Annotated in this window: 21 protein-coding genes and 1 tRNA gene; 11 read left to right on the top strand and 11 right to left on the bottom strand. The window is 44.2% G+C overall.

Annotation, left to right across the window (positions count from 1 at the left end; all coding sequences use genetic code 11):
* Positions 1 to 133: 133 nt before the first annotated feature.
* Positions 134 to 1,006 carry an S-methyl-5'-thioadenosine phosphorylase gene (locus F6K57_RS07340; RefSeq protein WP_293066163.1) on the bottom strand — a complete coding sequence of 291 codons (873 nt, stop codon included), beginning with the start codon at positions 1,004 to 1,006 and terminating at the stop codon, positions 134 to 136.
* A gap of 115 nt (positions 1,007 to 1,121) precedes the next feature.
* On the opposite strand from F6K57_RS07340, the gene F6K57_RS07335 reads away from it, so the two are divergent.
* Positions 1,122 to 1,577, top strand: coding sequence for a hypothetical protein (locus F6K57_RS07335; RefSeq protein WP_293019732.1), 456 nt, complete (start codon positions 1,122 to 1,124; stop codon positions 1,575 to 1,577).
* Between the two features lie 398 nt (positions 1,578 to 1,975).
* On the opposite strand, the gene F6K57_RS07330 is transcribed toward F6K57_RS07335, so the two are convergent.
* Positions 1,976 to 2,494 (bottom strand): hypothetical protein, encoded by a 519-nt coding sequence (locus F6K57_RS07330; RefSeq protein WP_075897241.1) that lies wholly within the window; start codon positions 2,492 to 2,494, stop codon positions 1,976 to 1,978.
* A gap of 466 nt (positions 2,495 to 2,960) precedes the next feature.
* Between F6K57_RS07330 and F6K57_RS07325 the strand changes: the two genes are divergently transcribed.
* Complete coding sequence (locus F6K57_RS07325) at positions 2,961 to 3,107, top strand: hypothetical protein (protein ID WP_293066159.1); 147 nt, start codon at positions 2,961 to 2,963, stop codon at positions 3,105 to 3,107.
* Positions 3,108 to 3,114: 7 nt separating this feature from the next.
* Here F6K57_RS07325 and F6K57_RS07320 read toward each other — a convergent pair whose 3' ends face one another.
* Positions 3,115 to 5,334: a pentapeptide repeat-containing protein gene (locus tag F6K57_RS07320; protein ID WP_293066156.1), complete on the bottom strand. Its 2,220-nt coding sequence runs from the start codon at positions 5,332 to 5,334 to the stop codon at positions 3,115 to 3,117.
* A 460-nt stretch (positions 5,335 to 5,794) separates the two neighbouring features.
* Between F6K57_RS07320 and F6K57_RS07315 the strand changes: the two genes are divergently transcribed.
* Positions 5,795 to 6,220 carry a hypothetical protein gene (locus tag F6K57_RS07315; RefSeq protein ID WP_293019728.1) on the top strand — a complete coding sequence of 142 codons (426 nt, stop codon included), beginning with the start codon at positions 5,795 to 5,797 and terminating at the stop codon, positions 6,218 to 6,220.
* 115 nt (positions 6,221 to 6,335) lie between these two features.
* Here F6K57_RS07315 and F6K57_RS07310 read toward each other — a convergent pair whose 3' ends face one another.
* The 5 genes from F6K57_RS07310 to petB form a co-directional block, all read right to left on the bottom strand.
* On the bottom strand, positions 6,336 to 6,716 hold the full coding sequence (locus tag F6K57_RS07310) for a hypothetical protein (protein WP_293065745.1): 381 nt from the start codon (positions 6,714 to 6,716) through the stop codon (positions 6,336 to 6,338).
* A gap of 214 nt (positions 6,717 to 6,930) precedes the next feature.
* Positions 6,931 to 8,076 (bottom strand): glycosyltransferase family 4 protein, encoded by a 1,146-nt coding sequence (locus tag F6K57_RS07305; protein WP_293066153.1) that lies wholly within the window; start codon positions 8,074 to 8,076, stop codon positions 6,931 to 6,933.
* Positions 8,077 to 8,387: 311 nt separating this feature from the next.
* The gene (locus F6K57_RS07300; protein WP_293019724.1) at positions 8,388 to 9,734 is read right to left on the bottom strand and encodes a transposase; all 1,347 of its coding nucleotides are present in this window, start codon (positions 9,732 to 9,734) and stop codon (positions 8,388 to 8,390) included.
* Positions 9,735 to 9,925: 191 nt separating this feature from the next.
* On the bottom strand, positions 9,926 to 10,408 hold the full coding sequence (gene petD / locus F6K57_RS07295; RefSeq protein ID WP_075897229.1) for a cytochrome b6-f complex subunit IV: 483 nt from the start codon (positions 10,406 to 10,408) through the stop codon (positions 9,926 to 9,928).
* 99 nt (positions 10,409 to 10,507) lie between these two features.
* Positions 10,508 to 11,176: a cytochrome b6 gene (gene petB / locus F6K57_RS07290; protein WP_070391575.1), complete on the bottom strand. Its 669-nt coding sequence runs from the start codon at positions 11,174 to 11,176 to the stop codon at positions 10,508 to 10,510.
* A 220-nt stretch (positions 11,177 to 11,396) separates the two neighbouring features.
* Here petB and ctpA point away from each other — a divergent pair, with 220 nt between their 5' ends.
* On the top strand, positions 11,397 to 12,632 hold the full coding sequence (gene ctpA, locus F6K57_RS07285) for a carboxyl-terminal processing protease CtpA (protein WP_293019720.1): 1,236 nt from the start codon (positions 11,397 to 11,399) through the stop codon (positions 12,630 to 12,632).
* Between the two features lie 69 nt (positions 12,633 to 12,701).
* On the opposite strand, the gene F6K57_RS07280 is transcribed toward ctpA, so the two are convergent.
* On the bottom strand, positions 12,702 to 13,406 hold the full coding sequence (locus F6K57_RS07280; RefSeq protein WP_293047662.1) for an MBL fold metallo-hydrolase: 705 nt from the start codon (positions 13,404 to 13,406) through the stop codon (positions 12,702 to 12,704).
* A 50-nt stretch (positions 13,407 to 13,456) separates the two neighbouring features.
* On the opposite strand from F6K57_RS07280, the gene F6K57_RS07275 reads away from it, so the two are divergent.
* The 3 genes from F6K57_RS07275 (at position 13,457) to trmFO (ending at position 16,610) form a co-directional block, all read left to right on the top strand.
* A complete protein-coding gene (locus F6K57_RS07275; RefSeq protein WP_293066147.1) occupies positions 13,457 to 14,959 on the top strand; it encodes a site-2 protease family protein in 1,503 nt (500 codons plus the stop codon).
* A 102-nt stretch (positions 14,960 to 15,061) separates the two neighbouring features.
* Complete coding sequence (locus F6K57_RS07270; protein ID WP_293066187.1) at positions 15,062 to 15,253, top strand: hypothetical protein; 192 nt, start codon at positions 15,062 to 15,064, stop codon at positions 15,251 to 15,253.
* Positions 15,246 to 16,610, top strand: a complete 1,365-nt coding sequence (trmFO, locus tag F6K57_RS07265; protein ID WP_293066144.1) for an FADH(2)-oxidizing methylenetetrahydrofolate--tRNA-(uracil(54)-C(5))-methyltransferase TrmFO — start codon at positions 15,246 to 15,248, stop codon at positions 16,608 to 16,610. Before F6K57_RS07270 ends, trmFO begins: the two co-directional genes overlap by 8 nt.
* A 668-nt stretch (positions 16,611 to 17,278) precedes the next feature.
* Here the strand turns inward: trmFO and F6K57_RS07260 are convergent.
* Entirely contained in the window at positions 17,279 to 17,542 is a 264-nt protein-coding gene (locus F6K57_RS07260; protein WP_293029301.1) for a hypothetical protein, read from the bottom strand.
* A gap of 581 nt (positions 17,543 to 18,123) precedes the next feature.
* Entirely contained in the window at positions 18,124 to 18,249 is a 126-nt protein-coding gene (locus F6K57_RS07255) for a hypothetical protein (protein WP_293066141.1), read from the bottom strand.
* Positions 18,250 to 18,549: 300 nt separating this feature from the next.
* On the opposite strand from F6K57_RS07255, the gene F6K57_RS07250 reads away from it, so the two are divergent.
* The 4 genes from F6K57_RS07250 (at position 18,550) to F6K57_RS07235 (ending at position 23,478) form a co-directional block, all read left to right on the top strand.
* Positions 18,550 to 19,839, top strand: coding sequence for a peptidoglycan DD-metalloendopeptidase family protein (locus tag F6K57_RS07250; protein WP_293066138.1), 1,290 nt, complete (start codon positions 18,550 to 18,552; stop codon positions 19,837 to 19,839).
* Positions 19,840 to 19,978: 139 nt separating this feature from the next.
* A tRNA-Arg gene (locus F6K57_RS07245) sits at positions 19,979 to 20,051 on the top strand.
* A 251-nt stretch (positions 20,052 to 20,302) separates the two neighbouring features.
* On the top strand, positions 20,303 to 22,885 hold the full coding sequence (locus F6K57_RS07240; RefSeq protein ID WP_293066136.1) for a sigma 54-interacting transcriptional regulator: 2,583 nt from the start codon (positions 20,303 to 20,305) through the stop codon (positions 22,883 to 22,885).
* A gap of 26 nt (positions 22,886 to 22,911) precedes the next feature.
* Positions 22,912 to 23,478, top strand: coding sequence for a Uma2 family endonuclease (locus tag F6K57_RS07235; protein WP_293029288.1), 567 nt, complete (start codon positions 22,912 to 22,914; stop codon positions 23,476 to 23,478).
* Positions 23,479 to 23,684 lie beyond the last annotated feature (206 nt).

Here is a 23,684-nt window from a genome sequence, read left to right as displayed (position 1 = left end):
TATTGCATGTATGAGGTACAATTATCAACCTCAAAGTCCCCCTTTTTAAGGGGGATTTAGGGGGATCCCTTTGTACCTCATGGGAAAGAAAATTGCTATATATATCCTGCGCCACCTTTCGATATTTGCGATTTTACAAATACTTCCGCAATATCAACTCCAACTTCTCCTTAGTTGCTTCTGGAGCCTGATCTAAGGGAGTGAAAATAGCATGCTTCAAGGCGGAATGGGCTTTAGAAACGGGTGGATTTTCAACTAACCGGCGCACTGTCTCTTGAATCACCTTCTGAGCATTAATCGCATTGCGCTGTAGATTATCAAGTATCATATTCACGGTGACATGGTCATGATCCTCATGCCAGCAATCATAATCCGTGACTAGGGCGAGGGTAGCATAGGCAATTTCCGCCTCCCGTGCTAACTTGGCCTCTGGCAAATTGGTCATGCCAATTACTTTTGCGCCCCAACTCCGGTAGAGATTAGATTCCGCCATCGTGGAAAATGCTGGCCCTTCCATGCACAGATAAGTCCCACCGTTATGTACGGTCACCTCTGGTAACTCCAAACTTGCGATCGCATCCACTAAAATTCCCGCCAGTTGGTTGCACACCGGGTGTCCAAACCCAATATGAGCCACAATCCCTTCCCCGAAAAAGGTCGAAACCCGATTCTTCGTGCGGTCAATAAACTGATCCGGTACCAGCATATCTAAGGGTTTGACCTCTTCCTGGAGAGAACCTACTGCTGAGGCAGAAATGATATACTCCACGCCTAACTGCTTCATGGCATAGATATTGGCTCGGAAGGGTAACTCCGAAGGCATCAAATGATGATTGCGACCATGACGAGCTAGGAAAGCTACAGTAGTTCCTTCTAAGGTTCCCACCATCAACGCATCGGACGGAGGACCAAAGGGGGTGTCAATCGGTACCTCCTGCACATCCTTGAGAGCAGCCATTTTGTAAAGTCCGCTACCGCCAATAATCCCAATTTGTGCTTTTACCATGGTGTTTGTGCTTGCTGTGCCTCAGTCCAACGCTTTGTTATTTTACCAATTGTATTAATTTTTGTTAAGGGATTTTACAATACAGACTGATGTTCCGATGCAATAGTTTTGGCTTATGTCTGACCAACCTCTTGGTAAACCCCGTCCTCTGGTAAAAGTGATGCTGCTATCGGTAGCCACATTAATGTTGTACTACGGTTGGTACAAGTGGATCATTCAGGAAGAGTTGCGACACTATAACAGTTATGGTTGGTCCGGTACCCTGTGCTTACTACCTTTCGTTTTAGGTGTCGCCGTTCCACAAGCCTTATGGATATTAGATCCCGATGTTCCTGGCTGGTTTGGTTGGTTTTCCCTGGTCGGTATAGTTTGGATTTACATTGTGCAGTTTAGGCTTTATCGCACAGTAAACGAACTGTATCGACGAGAAGGAATGACAGAACCTCTGGTAGTGTGGTGGATTTTTATACCTGGCTTAAATTTAATAGTGGGATTAAAGCAAATTCATGTACTGAGCAAGTTTTGGGCAATGAAACAGGAAACTATACCGGACGGGGCTATTTTGAATTGAAGCAAACAGGGCGAAGAGTTTGGGGAGAGGGGAGGGACTTCGGAGCAGGGACTTCGGAGCAGGGAGAACGGAAAAAATCCTGTGTACTTTATGACTATGAGAGTTGCTATATTACTCGATTCAGGACTTCTGAGCAAAACGAAAAGAGCAAAACGAAAAGAGCGATGCTCTGAAAGAGCCGCTACGCGAACGCATTTTCCCAATCCAAACTATCCTTGATCAAGGCAAAAGCCTGGCATGGTCAAGACTACACCATCGCTAACGCCAGGTGATTATAAAGTAATATAGCAATCCGTGTCGGAATTGTGAGAATTTTTGATGCCATATTCCCTACTCCCTACTCCCTACTCCCTATTCCCGACTCCCGACTCCCGACTCCCGACTCCCGACGATTCAAACTAAAATCTTAAACCAAATCCACCTTGAACAGAAGCAGCCACGCCGCCACCCTCCCGATAGGCATCAAAAGCAATAATCGCATTACCAAACAAAACCGTTTGGCTATTAGGGATCATAAAATCAATACCAGGTTGTATAGCAAAACTCGTTTTATCTCCTACTGGTGAGGGAGAGTGACCGCTAGCAAATACAGCCCCTGCTCCCACGTAAGCATCGGTTTGCCAATTAAGGGGGAAATCGTAACTAATTGTTGGCACAATAGCAGTGCCAGCACCAATCAGGGCTTGTGTCCGGAAGGAAATCGGGATTTCTAGGAATTTGTAGCGAAACGCAATTAATCCACCAATTTGCTGACCTTCTCCATCATCATCCTTTGTAATACCAAAGGTAGGACCGATTCCCACATAACTTCCGTAGGCAGCTTGAGCAAATGCTGGTTGCGACTTAATCATTAAACTAGCCAGACTCCCCAGCACCAGCGTTCCTAGTGTGGACAATAAACCAATAGCATTACCCATTTCCTCAACTCCTCAATCCTAATTCTAATGATGGCTGCTTTCTCGCTCATATTAGCTTAATTGCTGCGGTGAAACTAATATAGCAAAGGGAACAGGGAACAGGGAATAGGGAACAGGGAATAGGGAACAGGGAATAGGGAACAGGGAACAGGCAAGAAAGTAAAAATTATTTGATTATAATAGAAACCGCTATATACAGGTTGATGTTTTGTTCACTGTTGATAGTTAACTTTAAATCAACGCAATCCATTAAGCAATCTATTATGGTTAAGGGGGTTTTCAACTCAAGTCAACTCGAATATACTGAATCGACTCAGTAGCTTTTGAATTTATGCGTTCGCGTAGCGGCTCTTTCAGAGCATCGCTAATTTTTTGACAATAGAAAAAAATCAAGTAGGCTGATTTTTTTCGTGGTCAATTTATATGATTAAAACTTTATAGCGTTTCTCATAGTTATCAGGTAAACATGATTTTATTCCTACTCCCTACTCCCTACTCCCTACTCCCTATTCCCTATTCCCTGTTCCCTATTCCCTATTCCCTACTCCCTACTCCCTACTCCCTACTCCCGACTCCCTACTCCCTACTCCCTATTCCCTACTCCCTACTCTAAAATAGTGTCACAAACATCTAGGATGAAGTCCACCATAGGTACAAATATATCGAAGTTGCTGCTCATCTAAATTTTTAACATTAGCAAAATCAACCCCCTTGATCCGGGCTAAATTCGATTTAGGTGGAGGCAAAGTAATAAATTGATTACCTTTAGTTTGTTTAGCCATAGCAAAGGTAACTCCCAGAAAATCTGCTCCAGCTAAATTAGCCCCTCGCAAATCCGCAGCACTTAGATTAGCGTGACGTAGCTTAGCATTGTACAGCTGGGCATTGCGTAAATTAGCCCCTACCAATTGGGTTGAATTGAAATCAACATTTTTGAGATTAGCATTACTCAAATTTGCCCTAGAAAGATTCGCTCCTTGCCAGCTTGATTGACTTAAATCAGCAGAAGAGAAATCACTCCCCACAGCACTAACTTTGCCCAAACGAGCACCATGAAGACTAGAGAGACTGAATTTTGCTTCCCCCAAATTAGCTCCTGTGAGGCTAGCATTTTCTAAGATAGCTCTACGGAAATCAGCATTAATCAGCTGGGCACTGCTGAGATTAGCACCGATCAGGCTACCGTTATAAAACCTTGCTCGGTTCAGGGTTGCCCCGATTAAATTGGTGCGATTCATCAAGACATTGTCGAGAATAGCACCAGTTAGGTTAACTTCTCTGAGATCAGCTCCGCTAAAGTCACTGACCCAATCATCAAAAGTGCCAAAATGTTCATCCTCACCAGGGCCATAGAAGCGACTACCCTGCAAATTAGCACCGGACAAATTAGCGTAGCGGAAATTAATGCCCGACAAATTCAGATTGTTCAGAATTGGATTAAAATAGCCATAACCCTGATTAACCTTACTGAGGTTAATATAGCTCAGGTTAGCATTATGCACTTGACCGTCGTAGATAGTCAGAATTTTCGAGATAGCTTGCTTAGTTGCTCGGTGCCGCACCGCTAGCACTCCCCCAACCCCTGGTTTACCTTCCCTGGTTAGGGTTTTCTGGTCGTTGGCCAAAGATTGATTCAATATTCGTAGATGGGGAAGGGGTTGAACACCTTTACTGACCAAGGTTTGTTGGAGGGTATCAATCAAGCTAGGGGTATTTTCCTGACCCAGCAAATCCACCAGAAACGGTACAGCACGATGGTCGTCTATCCTACCTAGAGCCAGAATTGATCCCATACGTTCTTCTTGAGCAGTGCTATCAGTGGAGCTTAATTGTTTCACTAAGGTCAGAAAGACCTGATTTTTCTGCTGATTGAACGCTCGCCAATTGGCCTGACTTTGAATATAGATTTGGGTACCCACAAACGTGCCGAGTACAGAACCCATCCCGCCAAAGGTAACAATTAGCAGAGTAAGACCAGGATTTCGGCGCATCCACAACCAAAGATTGGGGGAGTGCTGTTGAGATTTTGAGTACAGGGTAATGGGATTAACTGTTGCGCTACGGTAACCCCAGGTAGCTTTCTGGTGATTAGACCATTGCCCATCAGTTTCCTCCTCTAGCTCAACCTCTTCATACTCTGGTGAGGGGGAGGATTCAAAACTTGACCAGTACGGCAAGAGCAACCGAGAGGAATCCGACACATAAGTTCCGGCTATGTAGTCGTGGAGGCTGCGATGTTGAGCATTTAATACAGAACTAAAACTCTCTGCCAATAGCATCAATCCTGCCAATCCCAACAAAATTAACAAGTCGGGAAACGCTCCAGTGTAGCGCCAGAGTAGATAAGCACTTCCCAGTGGTAATCCCCAGCGTCCCACTGCCTCACGCCACACCGCACCGATCAAACCAGGCGGTTTTCCCGAAGCGGTAACCACTCGCACTCCAAACCAACCTTTGGGAATAGTTTGACCAGTTTTTCCCAGCAGATAAAGTTGCCATAGGGTTACTCCTACTGGCATCACTAACGAAGCACACCAAAAAAAATTGGTCAGGGGAGTGACTCGCTTGGTTAGTTGTAGGCGCGGGTAAGCTAGAGTTTTTGCGATCGCATTCTGGGTTGCCCCCAACACTGGGTTAAGGGGAACCGGTTCTGCCTTCGAGTATTTTTCTGCATACAAACCAATCCCGTAAGGGAGCAATGCACTAGTAGTTACCAGCGATACTTCCAAAAGCGCTGCCACGCAACGCCTAGTCACCAGTGGCAGAACCAAGTTCAGTCGCAGCGGAAAATACCAGCTACCTTCTCGATGTTGACCTGTTTTTAGAGTGGGGCTAGCCATATTTAATTACCAGGCTGCTTATGGTTGCTTTGTAATGACTTTAAACGCTGATTTCAAGGATCAGTAAGCAAATTCCCCGAGATTATAGCAGATTTTGCTTGATACCATTTTTTTTTGCAAACACCTGATGACTATGTTTAACTATGTCTAGACTTAACCAGTTGAATATCGGCAATAGCACTGAACTGCTATGAAATCAAGCCTCATCATTATATAGCAGTTTTAAATTGGGTGAGGTACCCGTCAGCTATCAGCAGTCAGCCTTCAGCCCTCAGCCCTTAGCCCTCAGCCTTCAGCATTTTAATGCTAGCTGATAACTGATAGCTGATAACTGATAGCTGATAGCTGATAGCTGATAGCTGATAGCTGATAGCTTACCCGAAACAAATTCAAATGGAGATAGTCAAGTAATCTAGAACAAGTGTATTAGTAATAGATCAGAAGACTTTAGGGGATGACAATGACTAAACTATTCCCACACTGGATGATTGTTCCGATCACCATAGCTGTATGCTTAAGTAGCGCTGGTGTCGCCAGCGCCGAAACCATCAACCTTGAGCCTGAATTCCAGCCTGATCCCATCGTAGTTACTGGAAACTCTGGAGGATCAAACAAGAGCCAATGCGGTATGATTAGTAACCAGCCCAATCATGTCATTAATTTGAACCAAGATTTTACCTACTTGCGCTTCAACCTAGAAAGCCAGGGCCAGCCCACTCTATTGATTCAGGAGCCCAATGGTACCTCATGTACACAGGCCGATAATTTATCTGGGGGGAATATTGTTAAAATGGGATATTGGGAGCAAGGCAGCTACTCATTCTACGTCGGCGATCGCAATGGTGAACAGCATCCTTATACCTTATCGATCACTAAAACTCCCTAGTACCAGCGTGCAGAATGAAAAGTTCAACAGTCAATAATTATTGTACGTAAGGCTTTTGGGTGCAAGCCTTTTGCCTGACAACTGCGGCGAAGTCTATGGTTGATTAGTCAATGCTCTAATCTTCAATCTGCTCAACCGATACCTCAACCGCTTCAACATCAATTGTACCTGGAGCTGTTAAGCGCTTAAAACGACCCTGTTCTATCTTCAAAACTTCCCCGCAACTGGGGCACTGACACTGGGTATTATTAAACCCAGTAAACTCATAGGCACAGACTGGACATTGATCTTCCACTAGATTACGTCTGAGCCACCAGCGAACTCCGAACCAGGCAATCACTGGTGAGATGATTAAAAAAGCAATCAAAATCAAAAAACCATTGACTACCCATCCCAAGCCAACTGTGCCTAGCAAGAAACAAGTTAAGAAGAACGCTAGCCAACAGCCCATACCTGACAGGTTGAACTGAAACTGTCTCGGGGTATTTTGATTCACTGTTTTCTTTTAACAATAACAAATATGATCGGGTAGTTATATCCTAGTTCAGATTCGCCTTAACTTGAAGGGCAACTCCCCCTCGCTGCTTATGCTCCACGAGGGGCTTGTGACCCAAAGCTGAAAACCCATAAACCAAGCTTTCCCTATTCCCAGGCTTGATTCTGGCTTTATTACTAAGAAGGATAGGGATGTACGGGAACCAGAACAATGTTTAAGCAAAATCGAGGAACTCTTTTAACCGCTTTGTCAGAGCCTCTTTACTAAATAACCCTAGGGATTGTTCTCGTAACCACTCACCATCACAGCGCTGATCCTCTCCCTTGAGAATTTCAATACAAGCTGCAGCAACTGCATCAGGGTCTCGATAGGGAACTTGCCAACCAAGCTGACCATCTTGCAACGGATCAGCAGAACCATCAGAATCCCCAGAAAGGACAGGTTTACCACAAGCCATGGCCTCTAGGTATACAATCCCAAAGCCTTCTTGAGAGGGCATGACGTAGGCATCAGCCACTCGGTAGTGTTCCACTAATTCTGGTGTAGGGACAAAACCAGCAAAAACCACCCGCTCGGCAACACCCAAATCTTTCGCTAGCTGTGCCAGTCTCGGTTGATCATCACCACGACCAATGACTAGATATTTAACCTCTGGAAAGATTTTTGCGATCGCAGGAAGTGCTTGAATGGTAACATCTACTCCTTTATAAATATCCCCAGACCACAGACGGGCCACAGTCATCAACACCTTAGCACCAGTCAGACCATACTTTTCGATTAAGGCTGGTGATTTCGGACCAGGAGTAAAAGTATTCCCATCAACAGCACAAGGCAACATCTTTACCTTTTCAGGATTTAGCTTATTGGCAGCACAAGCGCGATCGCGACTGTAACGACTGATAGTCCAAATTGCTGCTGCCCGGTCTAGGGCATTACGTTCTTTTAGGGGTAAGGGTTGCCAAACCTCCTTGCCATAGGTCAAAACTGTATAGGGAATCCCCAGACTATTGCACAACAGCTGAGTCAGGGGAGCCAGTTTGATATGACCGCAGAAAACATGCTTGGGACGTTTTTGCCATAAATAAAACCATAGCGCTATTGTTAAGCGAACACGCCCTAGCACAGGAGACTTAGTTTTCAGGTAATGGAATTTGAGTGGGTAGACATCAAAGGGATTGTCACAACCAATACCATCCCGCAGCAAAAATACTTGAGCGCTAGAACTGGTAACAGTCTTAGCAGCAACAGACAAATATGCCTGGAAAATATCTTTGACGTAGGATTGGATGCCCCCTTCACACTCAAAAATCTCTAGGAAAATGAATACGTAGTTAGATGCGGTTTTCTGTGTGTCGCTCAAATTCGTTAGTTTTGAATTCGATTCACCTATCTTACCCTCGAACTATTTCTAAAAGCATTAGGGATATTAGGGAAAAAGAACCAAGAACTTGTAGCCATGGGAGACAGGGTTACAAGTTCTTGGCACTGAGGAAATTCTTTGAAATTCCTATCAAGCAAAAATCCCACGGCTCAAAGTACGTGGGATTTTCAGAAAAGCTTTTTTACAGGACTAATCACGCTACCACTGGAAATCCCACAAACTCTAGATGAAGCTTCCACCACCTGGTTATCACCGTTCGCGTAGCGTGGCGATAGCCAGGTGGTGGTGTCTTATGCTAATCTAGGGCTAGCCGCAGCCCACAAATCACACAAGCAAACCCAGCTTCTAGGTGGTCGTCCAGAACTTTTGCTGGAACGACCCTCACCGTCATTTCTGCGAGTGAGTTTAAACACACCTCTAGCACCGATGTTGTAAGCGCCGTTTAAGTCGGCATTAAACCGCTTACCTGAAGGGAAGGTTGCCAAAGAGTATTTTTGAGAATTTCTCTTAACCGTACCAGAGCCATCAAAAGCAAGTTTAGAGGTATAAGACGCAACGACTTCTATCACTTTTCCACCCAATTCAGCCCATTTCATTTCTGTGAAGTCGCGGATTTTTGCCTTGAGCCATCCGTGGAATCTTTGTTTTAAATTAGACCGCTTTCGTCCACCAATGGGCTTCCACCCTTTAAGATTCTCGAATACAATGGCTTCCGAGTTAAACTTTTCAGCAATCTCAACAATCCGCTTGGAAACAATATGGCCAATTTGGTTATTGATTCTTTGGCATTTTTGATAAGTCAAAGAGCAAAAACCTTTATGTAGTTTTCCTCCTTTTCCCATCGTTTTCGATGCTCTTGCTGATACGGACTTTAGTCGTTTGTCCCTGCGGTCTATGTCTCTTCCAAGATGAATAAAATCACGATGGATTACAGTGCCACTATGGGTTACAACTGCTACGGTAGCGGTAGTATTAATCCCTAAATCTACCGCAGTTATGTTAGCCAATGGCTGGCGTTTTTCTGGTTTGCAAGTAAACGGAACAGACAGATGACAGTACCGTACGTTAAAAATCAACGAAGGGGACATCATCTTGTTTGTAGCTATCTTATGACGCTCTCTTAGACCAGTTATTTGAACTGTAGTCCAAACCCAATCTTTACCATTAAAAGCCTTGATTTCGATTTGGTCAAAACCATGTAGCTTGTAACATTGACCTTTGTACAAAGCTGGATAGCAGCCAGTATCAGCATTTAATCTTGGTGGCTTGCTATCTTTTCTTTTTCGACTACCAGACTGCCATTCACGGTATCGAGTCACATAACTACTAACCTGTCCAGCGGCAAATGCTATCGCAGCTCGACGGTAGTAACTAGGGAACTTGTAAAAAGCCTTGTTGAATTGTGGATATTTGATATTTGGACGCTTGGCTGTTTTATGCATCAACTTTTCGACAGCAGGAGTTAGCTGTACAGCAGTCAAGCCACCAAGCTCAGACCAATGAGTATAGATAATACCGACTAAGTACCTACAAGCCTGACGATAAACTTTAACCGTCTCCGAAAACAAGATTTTTTGTCCGGGAGACGGATTAAGCTTCCATTTATCAGTCCTGATGACTTTGGTCGGCGTTTTCACTAGTCTATGATTCTATTGTTAGTTAATATTTTAACCTCTAAAAATGTAGACGACAATAGATTGATTGATGTTTTAGGTTTTTAGCTATTGTTGTTGGCGTGGACTAACCCCCACCTGGACGAGGTGGGGGAATGCGTCTCACGTCTTGTTCAAACTCTAGTTGTAGGATCAGCCTGATGGTTAGGCTTATCTTAAAACAGACCCAAAGTCAAAGACTGATCAATGGGGAAGGTAGCACCAACACCAAGCCAGATGGTGACTAGGGTACCAAATAAAAATACCGTAGTTGCCACTGGACGGCGGAATGGGTTCTGGAATTTGTTAACACCTTCGATGAAGGGAACCAGCATCAGACCCAAGGGAACTGATCCCATAGCAGCAATACCCAAAAGTTTATTAGGGAGAATCCGCAAAATTTGGAAAACAGGATATAGATACCATTCCGGGAGGATTTCTAACGGTGTGGCAAAGGGATCTGCTGGCTCACCAATCATAGCTGGATCGAGCACAGCTAAACCAATGCATAGAGCAATGGAACCCATGATTACCACTGGGAAAACGTAGAGGAGGTCATTAGGCCAAGCTGGCTCGCCATAATAATTATGACCCATCCCCTTGGCTAGTTTGGCACGTAAAATGGGATCGTCTAGATCCGGCTTTTTAAGAACTGACATTGCTTAAATTATTCTCCTTAATAAGTAAAGGTAAGCAGGTGGCAGCAGGAAGGTTTGCATTTAGTTTTAACACTTTCCTGACTTTTAGTCAGTACAGATTTACAACGGACCAGAAATGCCCTGTTTGCGAATCATCAGGAAGTGCAGCAGCATGAAGACAGCGATAAACCAGGGTAGAACAAAGGTATGTAGGCTGTAGTAGCGACTCAGAGTACCCTGACCTACACTAGTACCACCGCGCAGCAGTTCGACGATTAAAGAACCAACTACGGGAATAGCTTCAGGAACGCCAGATACAATCTTGACCGCCCAGTAACCAACTTGGTCCCAAGGCAAGGAGTAGCCAGTCACACCGAAAGAGACTGTAATTACTGCTAAAACTACCCCTGTCACCCAGGTCAGTTCACGGGGCTTTTTGAAACCACCAGTCAGATAGACCCGGAAGACGTGCAGAATCATCATCAGCACCATCATGCTGGCAGACCAGCGGTGAACAGAGCGGATCAGCCAGCCAAAGCTCACTTCAGTCATAATGTACTGTACAGAGCTAAATGCCTCAGCGACCGTCGGCTTGTAGTAGAAGGTCATGGCAAATCCAGTAGCAAACTGGATTATAAAGCAAGTTAGAGTAATTCCACCCAGGCAGTAAAAAATATTAACGTGGGGAGGTACGTACTTTGAAGTGATGTCATCGGAAAGTGCCTGAATTTCCAGACGCTCCTCAAACCAGTCGTATACTTTCGAGTCAGTGATTTGCTTAGAAAACATGAGGCCAGAGTTTCCGAAAGGATTTTGCCGTCAGACGTTGAATGTCGGAGTCTTCAACTCCCTAAGTTACAACGAATACAGCCTATATGTTACATGATGTTAATTTTAACATGACTTGCTTCATTAATTTGCCGTAAACTCTGGCGGTTACAGCCCTAATATTATACCTGATAGCGGTTACAGGTAATATAACTTAACAAGTACTCTAATAATTTTGATCATGCACAAACGATCCTTGTGGGTTGGACTGTTACTAATCTTGCCAATCATGCTATTGTCTGCCTGCTGGACACCAAAAGCGGCTGCCTTCTCTCAGGAGGAAAGGCTTTTCTCCCAAGCATGGCGGATTGTCTCTCAATCCTACGTTGATGATACCTTTAACCATCAAAATTGGTGGTCGTTACGTCAGAAGACCTTGAAAAAGCGGCTGCCTAATCGTGAAGCTACCTATACTGCCATAGAAACAATGTTAGGGAGTCTTGGGGATCCCTTCACACGATTGCTCAGACCTGAACAATATCATAGTTTGCAAATCAGCACCTCTGGTGAACTCTCCGGTGTCGGGCTACAAATTGCCATTGATGTGGAAACTGGTCAGTTAGAAGTAATCACCCCAATTGCTCAATCACCAGCGGATTTAGCCGGTATCCGACCACGGGATCACATCCTAGAAATTGATGGCATGCTGACTAGGGACATGACTCTAGATGAAGCGGCAGCGCGGATGCGTGGACCAATTGGTACAACAGTTACCTTGAAGATTCAAAGCCAGAAAGAACAGCCAAAATTGGTGGAAATAGTACGCGATCGCATTTCCCTAAACCCAGTGTATTCTGTCCTCGATACCCAGGACAATAGAGACCCAGTCGGTTATATTCGCCTGTCTCAATTTAGTGCCAACGCCCCAATGGAAGTTGCCCACGCCGTTGCTAAACTCAAGGAGATGGGTGCAGATGGCTATATTCTTGATCTCAGGAATAATCCAGGGGGTCTCTTGCAGGCAGGTATTGAAATTGCTCGCCTCTGGTTAGATCAAGGCACTATTGTTTACACCGTTAACCGCCAAGGCACCATTGGTAGCTTTGAAGCCTATGGTGACGCTCTTACGGAAGACCCCTTGGTTGTATTAGTTAATCAAGGCAGCGCCAGTGCTAGTGAGATTCTAGCTGGGGCTTTACAGGACAATGGTAGGGCAAAGCTAGTCGGGGAAAAAACCTTTGGCAAAGGGTTAATTCAGTCCTTATTTGAACTAATAGATGGGTCAGGATTAGCAGTTACCGTTGCCAAGTACGAGACCCCCAATCACCGGGATATTAATAAATTAGGGATTGAGCCAGACTTGGAAGTGCCTTTAGAAGCAATTAGTTTGAGCGAAGTGGGAACAAAAGCAGATACTCAGTATCAGGAAGCAATCAAGTTGTTAACCTCTGATACTTTTCTTGCTAAGGCAAGTTAGATTATCTGTAGATTAGGGCGTCAGAGCATCAGGGGGTCAGGGCGTCAGATATATAGCTCTTCTGGGTTTTTAAACTTCGCCCAAACTTGCTGATAAACGCTGATAAGCTTGGTCAATCACGCCTTTGCCTCGCAAAAAACCAGTATTGGCACCAGGACAGATAAATTGAAGAGTCTCTGGGGTAAAACGCTCAAGCAACGATTGCAGACTCCGAATCTGTCTCGGCCAATGAAATGTTTTCGGGGTTCGCAGGGGCAACAGTTCTCCTTGTTTACTAGGAAGCAAATGACGCCCAGAAAATAGCACACCCCCGGCACCAGTGTAGTAAAGACAAGAAGAACCAGGAGAGTGACCAGGAGTCCAAATGACGTAGCAGTAGGGATTTATAGTCAACTCCTGGTGAAATGTAACTAGGTCTAATCCCGGCAGTAAGTAAGCCTCTTGTTCTTGAATCAGGACTTGGCACCCCATACTCTCCTGAATTTCCTTTGCTTTACCAATACCACCCCGATGGGTAATTACCAGTGATGAGACTCCCCCTTGCTCACGCAAAAATTGTTGGTTAGTCTCATTCCAGGCAGGACAATCAATCAATAGGTTGAAGGAATTTCCTACAATAATATAAGCCGTACCACCTAACGTATCTCGATTGGGTGGAAAAGCAAAAATGGTATCTAGAACAAGGCGTGGTGGCTTGGATGCAGCAGGTTGCTGATTAGACGATCCGCTTGGCGTAAAATCAAAATCGCCTTTTGCTGGAGTATCGGGTTGCACAATGCTTGTAGTTTAATTGTAGTTTTTAGTAGACGGTGTGATCTTTAATCATGGAACTCTGGCTACTCCCATTTACATTTATTTTACTCGCTGTGATCACTTACTTCGTTATCCAGCGAAGCGTTGCTAGCCTCACTCAGACACCAGTCTGGTTACTGTGGCTGGTAATGATGATTCCACCACTAGTCTGGATTGGTTGGACTCTGTTCAATGGTGAGAACACACCAATACCACCAGCCCTATTGCTCGGTCCATTTGTCATTTGCTTGCCGTTGTACTGGCTGCTGATTCAGTGGGGACGCCCAGCTCCCAATTCAACAATGACCAAAGAGAATCCGACTAAAACAACTACCTCAGACCCGGTCGCCAAAATTTCATCGGCAACTGAAAAGTCAAGCCTTCGTCCCATCACTAGAGAAGAAGAAACAGAGCTGAGAAATTGTTTTCCCTGGGGAATCTACTATCTCCAAAATATTGAGTACCGACCTCAAGTAGTGTTGTGTCGCGGCAAACTCCGCACTAACCCAGAGCAAGCCTACCGTACCGTGCGGTCAAATATAGAAGCTGAGTTTGGCGATCGCTTCTTCGTAGTCTTTCAAGAAAGCTTTAGCGGCAAACCCTTTTTTGCTCTAGTGCCCAATACCAAAAAATCAACCAAACCTTACAGGGGGTCTGAATCATTAACGCGACCTGGTTTAGCATTGGGTCTGATGCTCATTACCTTGTTTACCACCACCTGGATGGGCACTCAGATAGCTGGAGTGTCAGAAAATCCCCTTACTGACCCAGCGCTTTTACTGCAAGGACTGCCCTATGCCCTGGCCTTAATGGCAATTCTCAGCATTCATGAACTCGGTCATTATTTTGCCGCAATGGTTTACAAGGTGCGTACAACTCTGCCGTACTTTATCCCGATACCCTTTTTCTTCTTGGGAACATTGGGAGCATTTATTCATATACGCTCTCCTGTTCCTAACCGTAAAGCCTTATTTGATATAGGCATTGCTGGTCCACTAGTTGGCTTCGTGGTTACCCTACCAATCCTAATGTGGGGATTAGCCCATTCCACTGTAGTGCCTTTGTCTGACTCTTCAGGAATCTTGAACCTAGAATCCCTCAATCCCCGATTTTCCTTTTTGCTCACCTTACTAAGTAAATGGGCATTGGGCAGTGAATTTGTCTCCAACACAGCCATTAACCTTCATCCTGTGGCAGTCGCTGGTTATGTCGGTTTAGTTGTTACTGCTTTCAATTTAATGCCAGTGGGGCAACTTGATGGTGGGCATATCGTCCATGCCATGTTGGGTCAAAGAACTGGTATGACCATTGGTCAAATTACCCGGCTTTTAATGATGCTCCTAGTATTTATCCAGCCAGAATTACTCCTGTGGGCAATTATTATTTTATTCATGCCAGTGGCAGATGAACCAGCCCTTAATGATGTTTCCGAACTTGACAACTGGCGAGATTTGTGCGGAATTATAGCCTTGTTGATTTTAGTCAGTATTATTTTGCCAGTACCAGGAACAATCACTAAGTTGTTAACTATTTAGTCAAAATTTAACATTGAGAAGTAAAAATTGAGACTAGAAAATTGTTAATTGTGAATTGTTGGATATTAACAGTTAACAATTAATAATTAACAATTGAATAAAGTGGTTGTCATAGAAATCAGGTACACAGGATTTTTTTCCCTACTCCCTACTCCCTACTCCCTACTCCCTACTCCCTACTCCCTACTCCCTACTCCCTACTCCCTACTCCCGACTCCCGACTCCCGACTCCCGACTCCCGACTCCCGACTCCCTGTTCCCTATTCCCTGTTCCCTTTGCTATATAATGACTAATGACAAACAACAAGTAAATGTTATCGGTGGTGGACTAGCGGGTACAGAAGCCGCTTGGCAAATTGCTCAGGCTGGAGTACCAGTGGTGTTGCACGAAATGCGACCAGTGCGACTATCCCCGGCTCATCATACGGTCGAATTGGCAGAATTAGTATGTAGCAATTCCTTTGGTGCTAAATCAAGCGATCGCGCTGCGGGTTTGTTGCACGAAGAATTGAGACGCCTTGATTCAATTATTATTGGCAAAGCTGATCAACATGCTGTTCCAGCTGGGGGTGCCTTAGCTGTAGACCGAGCAGTATTTAGTCGGGAATTGACGGAAACCTTAGCTAGTCATCCCCTGATCGAGTTGCAGCGGGAGGAAGTTCCGCAAATTCCTACCACAGGGGTGGTGGTACTTACAACCGGTCCGTTGACTAGTCCTGCTTTAGCCGAAGACCTGCAACAGTTCACTGGTTTAGAATACTTTAGTTTTTTTGATGCTGCATCACCGATTGTGGTGGGGGAATCCATCAATCGTGATATTGCTTTTATGGCATCCCGGTATGACAAAGGAGAAGCGGCTTATCTTAATTGTCCCATGAATCGGGAGCAGTATCGTCACTTCTGGCAGGAACTGTGTGCAGCTCAAAAGGCGGAATTGAAAGACTTTGAGCAAGAAACTGCTAAGTTTTTTGAAGGGTGTCTACCGATTGAGGAGATGGCTCGTCGGGGGGAAGATACTATGCGCTACGGTCCTCTGAAGCCAGTGGGACTGTTTGATGCCCGTAAGGGAGACTTCCGCGCTCCGGAAAATCAGCACCACCGTCCTTATGCTGTGGTACAGCTGCGACAGGAAGATAAAACAGGTCAGCTGTGGAATATGGTAGGATTCCAAACTAATTTGCGCTGGGGTGAGCAGAAACGGGTATTTCGACTGATTCCCGGTTTGGAAGAAGCAGAGTTTGTGCGCATGGGGGTGATGCATCGGAACACCTTTCTGAATGCTCCTGAGTTATTGCAACCAACCCTACAGTTCAAAAAACGCTCTACTTTGTTGGCAGCTGGTCAATTGGTAGGAACAGAAAGTTATACAGCAGCAGCTGCGGGAGGGTGGCTGGCTGGTACAAATGCGGCGCGACTGGTATTGGGATTGGAACTGGTAACGATGCCACCCACTACGATGATGGGAGCGTTATTTGACTTTATCAGTTCCGCATCACCCAAGCATTTTCAGCCTATGCCACCAAATTTTGGGATTTTGCCCGAATTGGCGGTGCGGATAAAGAATAAGCGAGAACGGTATGGAGCATATCGCGATCGCGCTTTGGCAGATCTTGATGGTTGGTTGAGTAGGCTGCGCGTATCTGCAGCTTAGAGGATATCTGAAAAGTTTTTTGATACTGCATTTTGCCCCCCTAGCCCCCCAACTTTGGGGCAGGGCTGTTTCAAACTTTAATAAGTTAACGATTATTGGAGATAGGGGGATAGGGGGATAGGGGGATAGGGAAATCAACTAAAATTTCCCGAAAAATCCGCCAATTTAGTCATTAAAATCTGACAAATTAGTTGGGAGGAAGCAACTCCAATGACTAACAATTCGTGATTCGGCCTTCGAGGAGGGTTAGATAAATTTGGCCAAAATCACGACTATTCGTCCAAAATTCTCCCCATCTCCCCATCTCCCCATCTCCCCATCTATTTTTGGCGAGAATGAAACAGCCCTGCAACTTTGGGGGAAGAGTCAATTTGCTTCTAAAAGTCCCCCAAAATTGGGGGACCAACGGGGGCTTGGATGTAGCAAATTAGACTTCTCAGACAACCTCTTAAGAACTCTTATATTCCAACAACATAACTTTGACTTATTCTGACTCGAAGCTCCTGAATTAATATTACTAAATTTTAGAGCTTTTAAGTGCAAGTGCAAGATATGAAAATGGGTAATGGCTTGGGAGTAATCAAAGTTACCAATTTACCATTACCCAATTTTTACAATACTGATGTTACCGAATATAATATCAGCATTATTCAATTTAGGTTTACCAATTAAGTGCGGGATAGCTTAGCTGAAATCGCTGTTTTATTAGCATCCACATCTTGTTCCTGAACTAAAGAAGCTTTTTTTATAGAACTCTTCTCCAGATTAGCAATCGGGGCAACAATTGGCCAAAAAACGGTTGCTATCGTCAACACTATCCAAGATATGCGGATTTGCTCAGGAGATAAATTAGTGTCTTTCTGGAAAGCTTGAAACCAGATCGCAAAAAAGTATAGAGCGCCAGAAACGTAAAATCCTGCTAGTACCGTCATAACTAAATTTTATCCTAATATTGGTTAATTACAAGTTTTCATTCGGTCTGATTGACTGAAAACTCTGATGAGATCAAATCCGGTTAATTACTGGTTTGTTAACTATTCCCTCTATGTTTGGTAATGGGGAATGGGGAATCATCAACTACTCATTTCCAATTACGAGTTACCAATTACCCGATCAGGGATATAATAATTAGTTGACCGGATTTGAGATCAGCTACATTTACAGAGTTACCGAAAATTAGGCTAAAGTAACAGTTTTAGTGAACAAAGGGCTAAATTCCCCCAAAGTGAATAGTTAGGGAACGGGTAAAGGGGAACCGAAAACAGAACGATCAAGTCTTATGTTGCCTGTTGTAATCTGCTAAAAAACGAGATATATACTGTACTTCACGGAATTTTAACCCGCTGTATACTTGATTTCCCTTACTTAAATAGACTAGAGGACTGAGGTTTGTGCTTAGGTTGTTGCTAGGGTTTGTGGTGTTTACTTTCGTGTATAATTTCCCAGCTCAAATGTAAGCATTCAGAGGTCAGAGGTCAGAGGTCAGCCGTCAGCCGTCAGCCAAAGGCTCACGCTACTTGAGATGCTGACGTAACTCAGCATTATTCCAATGCTTACCTGTTTTATTCAAAAGCACCTCAAGTAGCGTGCCACAGGCTTTGGCCTTGGCCTTTAGGCCACGCGGGGCGCGTTTGGCCACGCTGTGCGAACGACGCTGGGACACATAGCGGATTAGCTGATAGCTGATAGGTGATAGCTGATAACTGATAGCTGATAGCTGATAGCTGATAGCTTACGATACCTAAATAGTAAACACCAGTCCCCATAATGACAACACTAATGCTTTCCCCTCACTATTCACTATCGGCCAGTAGTAGTAGATAATATCCAAGGAGTGTTTAACTTTCGTCAGCATCAATTTATATAGAACTGATCTACAACCGTTGACAGCTGTATTCGGGAATTTTTTCGATGATTGTTCACAATACTGAGATAGTCTGTGGTTAAGGAAATCCGGCAAAGGGCAACCTATACCAAAAACGTCAACCCGTCTGGTAAGGTTAGGGATTGGTATGGCTTACACGGGATAGGGAGAGTTTGTCTAGGCTGTGTTCTTTGGCTGCTAATCGTCACAATTCCAGGGAGTACTTCTCCCTCACCCAACCCAGGAGTAGTAAACCCAGAAGTAGTAAACCCAGGAGCAGTAGATACCCTGCAACAGATACAGCAACATATTGAGCAGCAACGGTCTACTATTATTAAGGAAAGCGATCGCATATCTAATGTGGAGCAATCTGCCCAGAAGAAGCTGGGTGTGATTGAGCTTAATCTCAAGTCCACTGATACCGCTAACCAGGATTACAATGGGCAAATCCAACTGGCTAACCAGCGTCTAGACCAGTTGCAGGAGGATTTAGCAATTGCCGAGAGAAGCTATTACCTGCATCGGGCTGCAATCATTGCTCGACTGCGTTTTCTACAGCGCCAGCCCAATGCTGAAGTTGGCTCGAATCTCCTCCTCAAGAGTCAAGATATCAACGAATTTCTGGCTCGACGCCGCCGATTGAAGTTAGTCTATCAAACAGACCAGAAAATCTTAACTAGTTTAAAAGCTGAAGCCGACAGCATTAACCAACGCAAAACCGAGATAGAGGCTCAGAAAAACCGAGTTTCCCTACTTAAACAACAACTCCTAGCCAAAAAGAAGCAGTTTGAAGCCCAGCTGAGGAAACAGCAACAACTGATTGACCGACTTAACTCTAACCGACAAGCTTTAGAAGCATCCCAAGCCCAGTTAGCAGAAGATTCTAAAAATCTTGTCATCTTGATTCAACGAGAGATTGCCCGTCAAAACAAGATTGCGGCAGCTAGGAAGGCAAGGCTTCGCAAAACTTTTGTTTTTAATACTGGTCAGCTGCTTTATCCCAGTAATGGCTCCATTACCAGTAGTTTTGGTTGGCGACGTCACCCCATTCTAGGTACATCTCGGTTCCATTCTGGAATTGACTTTGGGGCTAGTTATGGCAGTACTATTCGAGCAGCAGATAGCGGTATAGTAATTTTTGCGGGTTGGTATGGTGGCTATGGCAATACAGTAATTATTGACCATGGCGACAGTATTGCTACCCTCTATGGTCATGCCAGTAGACTATTGGTGAGTAAGGGAGAATCGGTCAAACGAGGAAATGCGATCGCAACTGTTGGGTCTACGGGTTTCTCTACCGGTCCCCACCTCCATTTTGAGGTTCGTAAGAACGGTGAACCTGTCGATCCGGCAAGTTATCTCTAGCCGATGGCACTTGCTAAGGCAGATTTCAAACAGTTTACACTTCTCGGTGCTCAAGTCCTGTATAGTTAAAACTGGCAATAGTGTGCTATTATCAAAGCTAATAAGATAGAGTAACTAAGATATAGTCACTCAAGCATAAGGGCGCGTAGCTCAGTGGATAGAGCACCAGATTCCGGTTCTGGGTGTCGGGGGTTCAAATCCCTCCGTGCTCGTTTGGATAAATTAACATAGCAGTCTAAATTGTATTCTTCAAAGGGCTAGCTCTGGCGTTAGGCACGACCAGAGCTAGATTATAGTGAAAGTTGTAGATTTACTTATCATTTGGGAGCTTGAAAGGGCTTCTTCCCAATTATTATTCAGTTAACAATAAACAATTAAAAATAAACAATTAACAAAATTTTCCTAACCATAATAATATTTTGATTAACTGAACTTCCCATCATTGTTTATCCCAGAGCCAATCATGACCATTCCAGACTTAGTGACGTGGCTAAAACAACGAACTGCTCTGAGTATTTTGACTCAGGAGGTGTTACAGAATCTAGCACCTAAGCTGGAAGAGCGGATTTTGCCCGCAAACCAAACCTTAGTGCTAGCCAACACCCCTCCCGCAGGATTATATATTCTCCGCTCAGGTCGGATCGAAAGCAATACTGAGGATTGGCAAGCTGTGGGTTTACTCCCTGGGGCAGTGATTAATCTACAAGCTCTATTATTGAACAAACCTGTTGAGCAAACCTTAATTACCCTCAACGAATGTCAGTTTTGGTTTGTCAGTGCTTCCGAATTTCGGGCACTCGTGGAACACTATCCAGAAATTACCCAGGCTTTCTCCCAACAACTGGCTGAAGAAGTAGAAGAGTTATCCGCTCAGCTAGCCTATGAACAAGAGCGTCAAACCATCTTACGACCGTATCTGGTTAGTAAAGCTAAACGGGGGATTATTGGGAAAAGTCGCTATGGGGTGCGACTGCGATCGCAAGTTAAACAAGCAGCGGAAAACCGCGAATCGGTGATAATCTTCGGAGAACCTGGACTAGAAAAAGATAACATAGCAGCCTTGATTCATTTTAGTTCTCCCTATCGGCGAGAAGCCATGATTAAAGTCGATTGCTCTAAATTACAAGCCAGGGTCGCAGAATTATTTGGTCGTGCAGGGGGAAAACCTGGGTTAATTGAAGCCTTAGGTCAAGGAACTCTACTATTAAATAATATTCAAGAACTTAGCCCAGAACTTATTCCAGAAATCGCTAATTTACTTAGAACCAATACCTATACTCCAGTCAACCGTTCCCAACCGGTAGTCGCTCATGGGGGAGACCCCCAAGACCGCGCTACCTCAGAACATACAGATGTTGCAGCAGCCAACGTCTCTACTAGTCAGGCTCGGATTATCATGATTGCCGAGAGAAAACTGCCAGAGATTGATTCGGTGGCAGAAAAATTGATTAAAGTACCACCACTACGGGTACGAAAAGCCGACATTGGTGACATAGTCAACTACTATATTAGTATCATATCTCGTGCTAAATGTATTAATAAAAACCGGATCACTCCCGAAGCATTACGGCGATTACAGGCGTATGATTTTCCCAATAATCTCAGGGAATTATACAATTTAGTTGAACGAGCCATTGTGCAGCTAGAAGGATGTTCAGAAGTAACCGAAGAAATTATCTGGCCCTCCCAAAGTAAGAAAAATAAATTCCGTCTCAATCTCTTAAATTCTTATCCAGGGTTACGTCGCTTTCTCCGCAGCCCTTGGTGGCCAGACCGGATTAATTATGGCTTTACCTTAACCGCTTTTGCGATTATTGTTGCTATTTTATTTATCGGACCCCAGAATCGTCAAGAAAACTTTGCGCTTAATTTATTCTGGGCGTGGTGGTGGCCCTTAGTATTAATTAGTTTTCCCTTTGTGGGTAGGTTATGGTGTGCAGTTTGTCCATTCATGATTTATGGGGAAGTTACTCAGAAATTATCCCTGTGGCTATTTCCCCGTAAGTTAAAACGTTGGCCCCGAGAACAGGCTCAAAAGTGGGGAGGTTGGTTTTTGTTTGGCTTATTCTTCTTGATTTTATTGTGGGAAGAATTGTGGGATTTGGAAAATACCGCTTATCTTTCCGCTTGTCTACTGTTATTAATTACAGCGGGTGCGATGATATGTTCCGCTATTTTCGAGCGACGCTTCTGGTGCCGCTATTTATGTCCCATTGGCGGCATGAATGGCATGTTCGCTAAACTATCGATAACGGAATTACGAGCACAACAAGGGATATGTTCAGCGGAATGTAGCACCTATCAATGTTATAAAGGTGGTCCCGAAAAAGGGGAGGGAATGGAAACGGATGGCTGTCCCTTGTACTCTCACCCAGCACAATTGGAAGATAACCGGGATTGTGTGTTGTGCATGACCTGTTTGAAAGCCTGTCCCCATCGTTCAGTAGAAGTGAATTTACGTCCTCCAGGTATTGAATTGTGGACTACCCATGTGCCTCGCAGTTATGAGGTAGCTTTGTTATTGTTATTGTTAGGAGCAGTGTTTTTGCACCGTTTACCAGAATTGCAAGAAAACCTGGGGTTAGGGTGGGATTTGAGTCAGTTTTGGACTCATGGTTTGCTCTCGGTAACAGTGTTGAGTTTACCAGCAATTGTCCCACTATTGGCTCAAGGAATAATGGTAGGATTATATCAGGTAAAAGAAATTCGTAAGCCGAGTTATTTTGTTAAATTAGCTTATGGATATTTACCATTAGTGTTAGCTGGTAATTTGGCTCATTATTGGCGGCTTGGTTTAGGAGAAGGGGGAAGGATTTTACCGGTAATGTTTGCTACGTTTGGATTGAGTGGTGAAGGATTACCTGTGTTGGTAGCCCATCCAGCAGTAATTGCATTCTTGCAGGGAACTACGTTAATTTCAGGAGTACTTTTATCCCTGTTTTTGACCCATAAGATAGGACGTCAACCCTTTAGTTTGTTATTACCACACCATGTGAGTACGATAGTTTTAGGGATTAGTTTGTGGTGGATTATTGTGGGGTTTTGATATAATGATATCGTGGTTTTATAAAAATGCAAAAACTAAAAACTAGACTGACCCTGGAAGAATTTCTGGCAATGCCTTCGACCGATGTAACCTATGAATTAGTTGAGGGGGTTGCAGTACCGAAAATGTCTCCTAAACGTTTTCATGCTAGGGTAAGTGGTGCTTTATATACACTTTTGGATCAGTGGTGTCAGGAAAAGGGTGAAGTCAATCCAGAATGGACAATAGCCTTGCAACGTCACGGTCAAGACTGGGTACCTGTACCTGATTTAACCTACATTTCTGTTCAACGTCTGCCCTCAGAAGTTATAGAAGATGAGGCTTGTCCAGTACCCCCAGAGTTAGCCATTGAAATTATCTCACCGGGACAAACCTTTGGGCAATTAGCCGAGAAAGCAACTGATTATTTAGAAGCGGGAGTATTACGAGTTTGGGTTGTTGATCCTCAGGCGAGAAGTATCACAGTTTTTTATCCAGATGCGCCACCACGGACTTATACCAAAGCTGCGCTGATCACTGATTCGCTTTTTGAAGGCTTGGAACTTACTCCGGAGCAAGTGTTTGGGAAAGCGAGGTTACCTAAGAAGGGTTAATGACTCAGAATAAATAAAATTTATGTTTTTGAAATAACCACAGTTATAATAATAGTTTAACCAAAAAAATAACTAGAAATCCTTAGTTATTTTACAAAAAAATTCCCTCTCCTCACACTGTTCCCCCTGTTCCCTGTTCCCTGTTCCCTATTTCCTCTTAAACACTTATGCATCAATTGTTAATTGCCAATTAGCAATTGACAATT

It is taken from the genome of Moorena sp. SIO4A5 (assembly GCF_010672005.1).
Classification (GTDB): Bacteria; Cyanobacteriota; Cyanobacteriia; order Cyanobacteriales; family Coleofasciculaceae; genus Moorena.
This window is presented reverse-complemented; position numbering and strand designations above follow the sequence as displayed.

Excerpts from the sequence above, each read along its gene's own strand:
- petD (WP_075897229.1), bottom strand. The coding sequence starts at position 10,408 with ATGTCAGTTCTTAAAAAGCCGGATCTAGACGATCCCATTTTACGTGCC.
- F6K57_RS07335 (WP_293019732.1), top strand. The coding sequence starts at position 1,122 with ATGTCTGACCAACCTCTTGGTAAACCCCGTCCTCTGGTAAAAGTGATG.
- F6K57_RS07340 (WP_293066163.1), bottom strand. The coding sequence starts at position 1,006 with ATGGTAAAAGCACAAATTGGGATTATTGGCGGTAGCGGACTTTACAAA.
- F6K57_RS07315 (WP_293019728.1), top strand. The coding sequence starts at position 5,795 with ATGACTAAACTATTCCCACACTGGATGATTGTTCCGATCACCATAGCT.
- trmFO (WP_293066144.1), top strand. The coding sequence starts at position 15,246 with ATGACTAATGACAAACAACAAGTAAATGTTATCGGTGGTGGACTAGCG.
- F6K57_RS07330 (WP_075897241.1), bottom strand. The coding sequence starts at position 2,494 with ATGGGTAATGCTATTGGTTTATTGTCCACACTAGGAACGCTGGTGCTG.
- F6K57_RS07260 (WP_293029301.1), bottom strand. The coding sequence starts at position 17,542 with ATGACGGTACTAGCAGGATTTTACGTTTCTGGCGCTCTATACTTTTTT.
- F6K57_RS07320 (WP_293066156.1), bottom strand. The coding sequence starts at position 5,334 with ATGGCTAGCCCCACTCTAAAAACAGGTCAACATCGAGAAGGTAGCTGG.
- ctpA (WP_293019720.1), top strand. The coding sequence starts at position 11,397 with ATGCACAAACGATCCTTGTGGGTTGGACTGTTACTAATCTTGCCAATC.
- F6K57_RS07235 (WP_293029288.1), top strand. The coding sequence starts at position 22,912 with ATGCAAAAACTAAAAACTAGACTGACCCTGGAAGAATTTCTGGCAATG.
- F6K57_RS07325 (WP_293066159.1), top strand. The coding sequence starts at position 2,961 with ATGATTTTATTCCTACTCCCTACTCCCTACTCCCTACTCCCTATTCCC.
- petB (WP_070391575.1), bottom strand. The coding sequence starts at position 11,176 with ATGTTTTCTAAGCAAATCACTGACTCGAAAGTATACGACTGGTTTGAG.
- F6K57_RS07275 (WP_293066147.1), top strand. The coding sequence starts at position 13,457 with ATGGAACTCTGGCTACTCCCATTTACATTTATTTTACTCGCTGTGATC.
- F6K57_RS07240 (WP_293066136.1), top strand. The coding sequence starts at position 20,303 with ATGACCATTCCAGACTTAGTGACGTGGCTAAAACAACGAACTGCTCTG.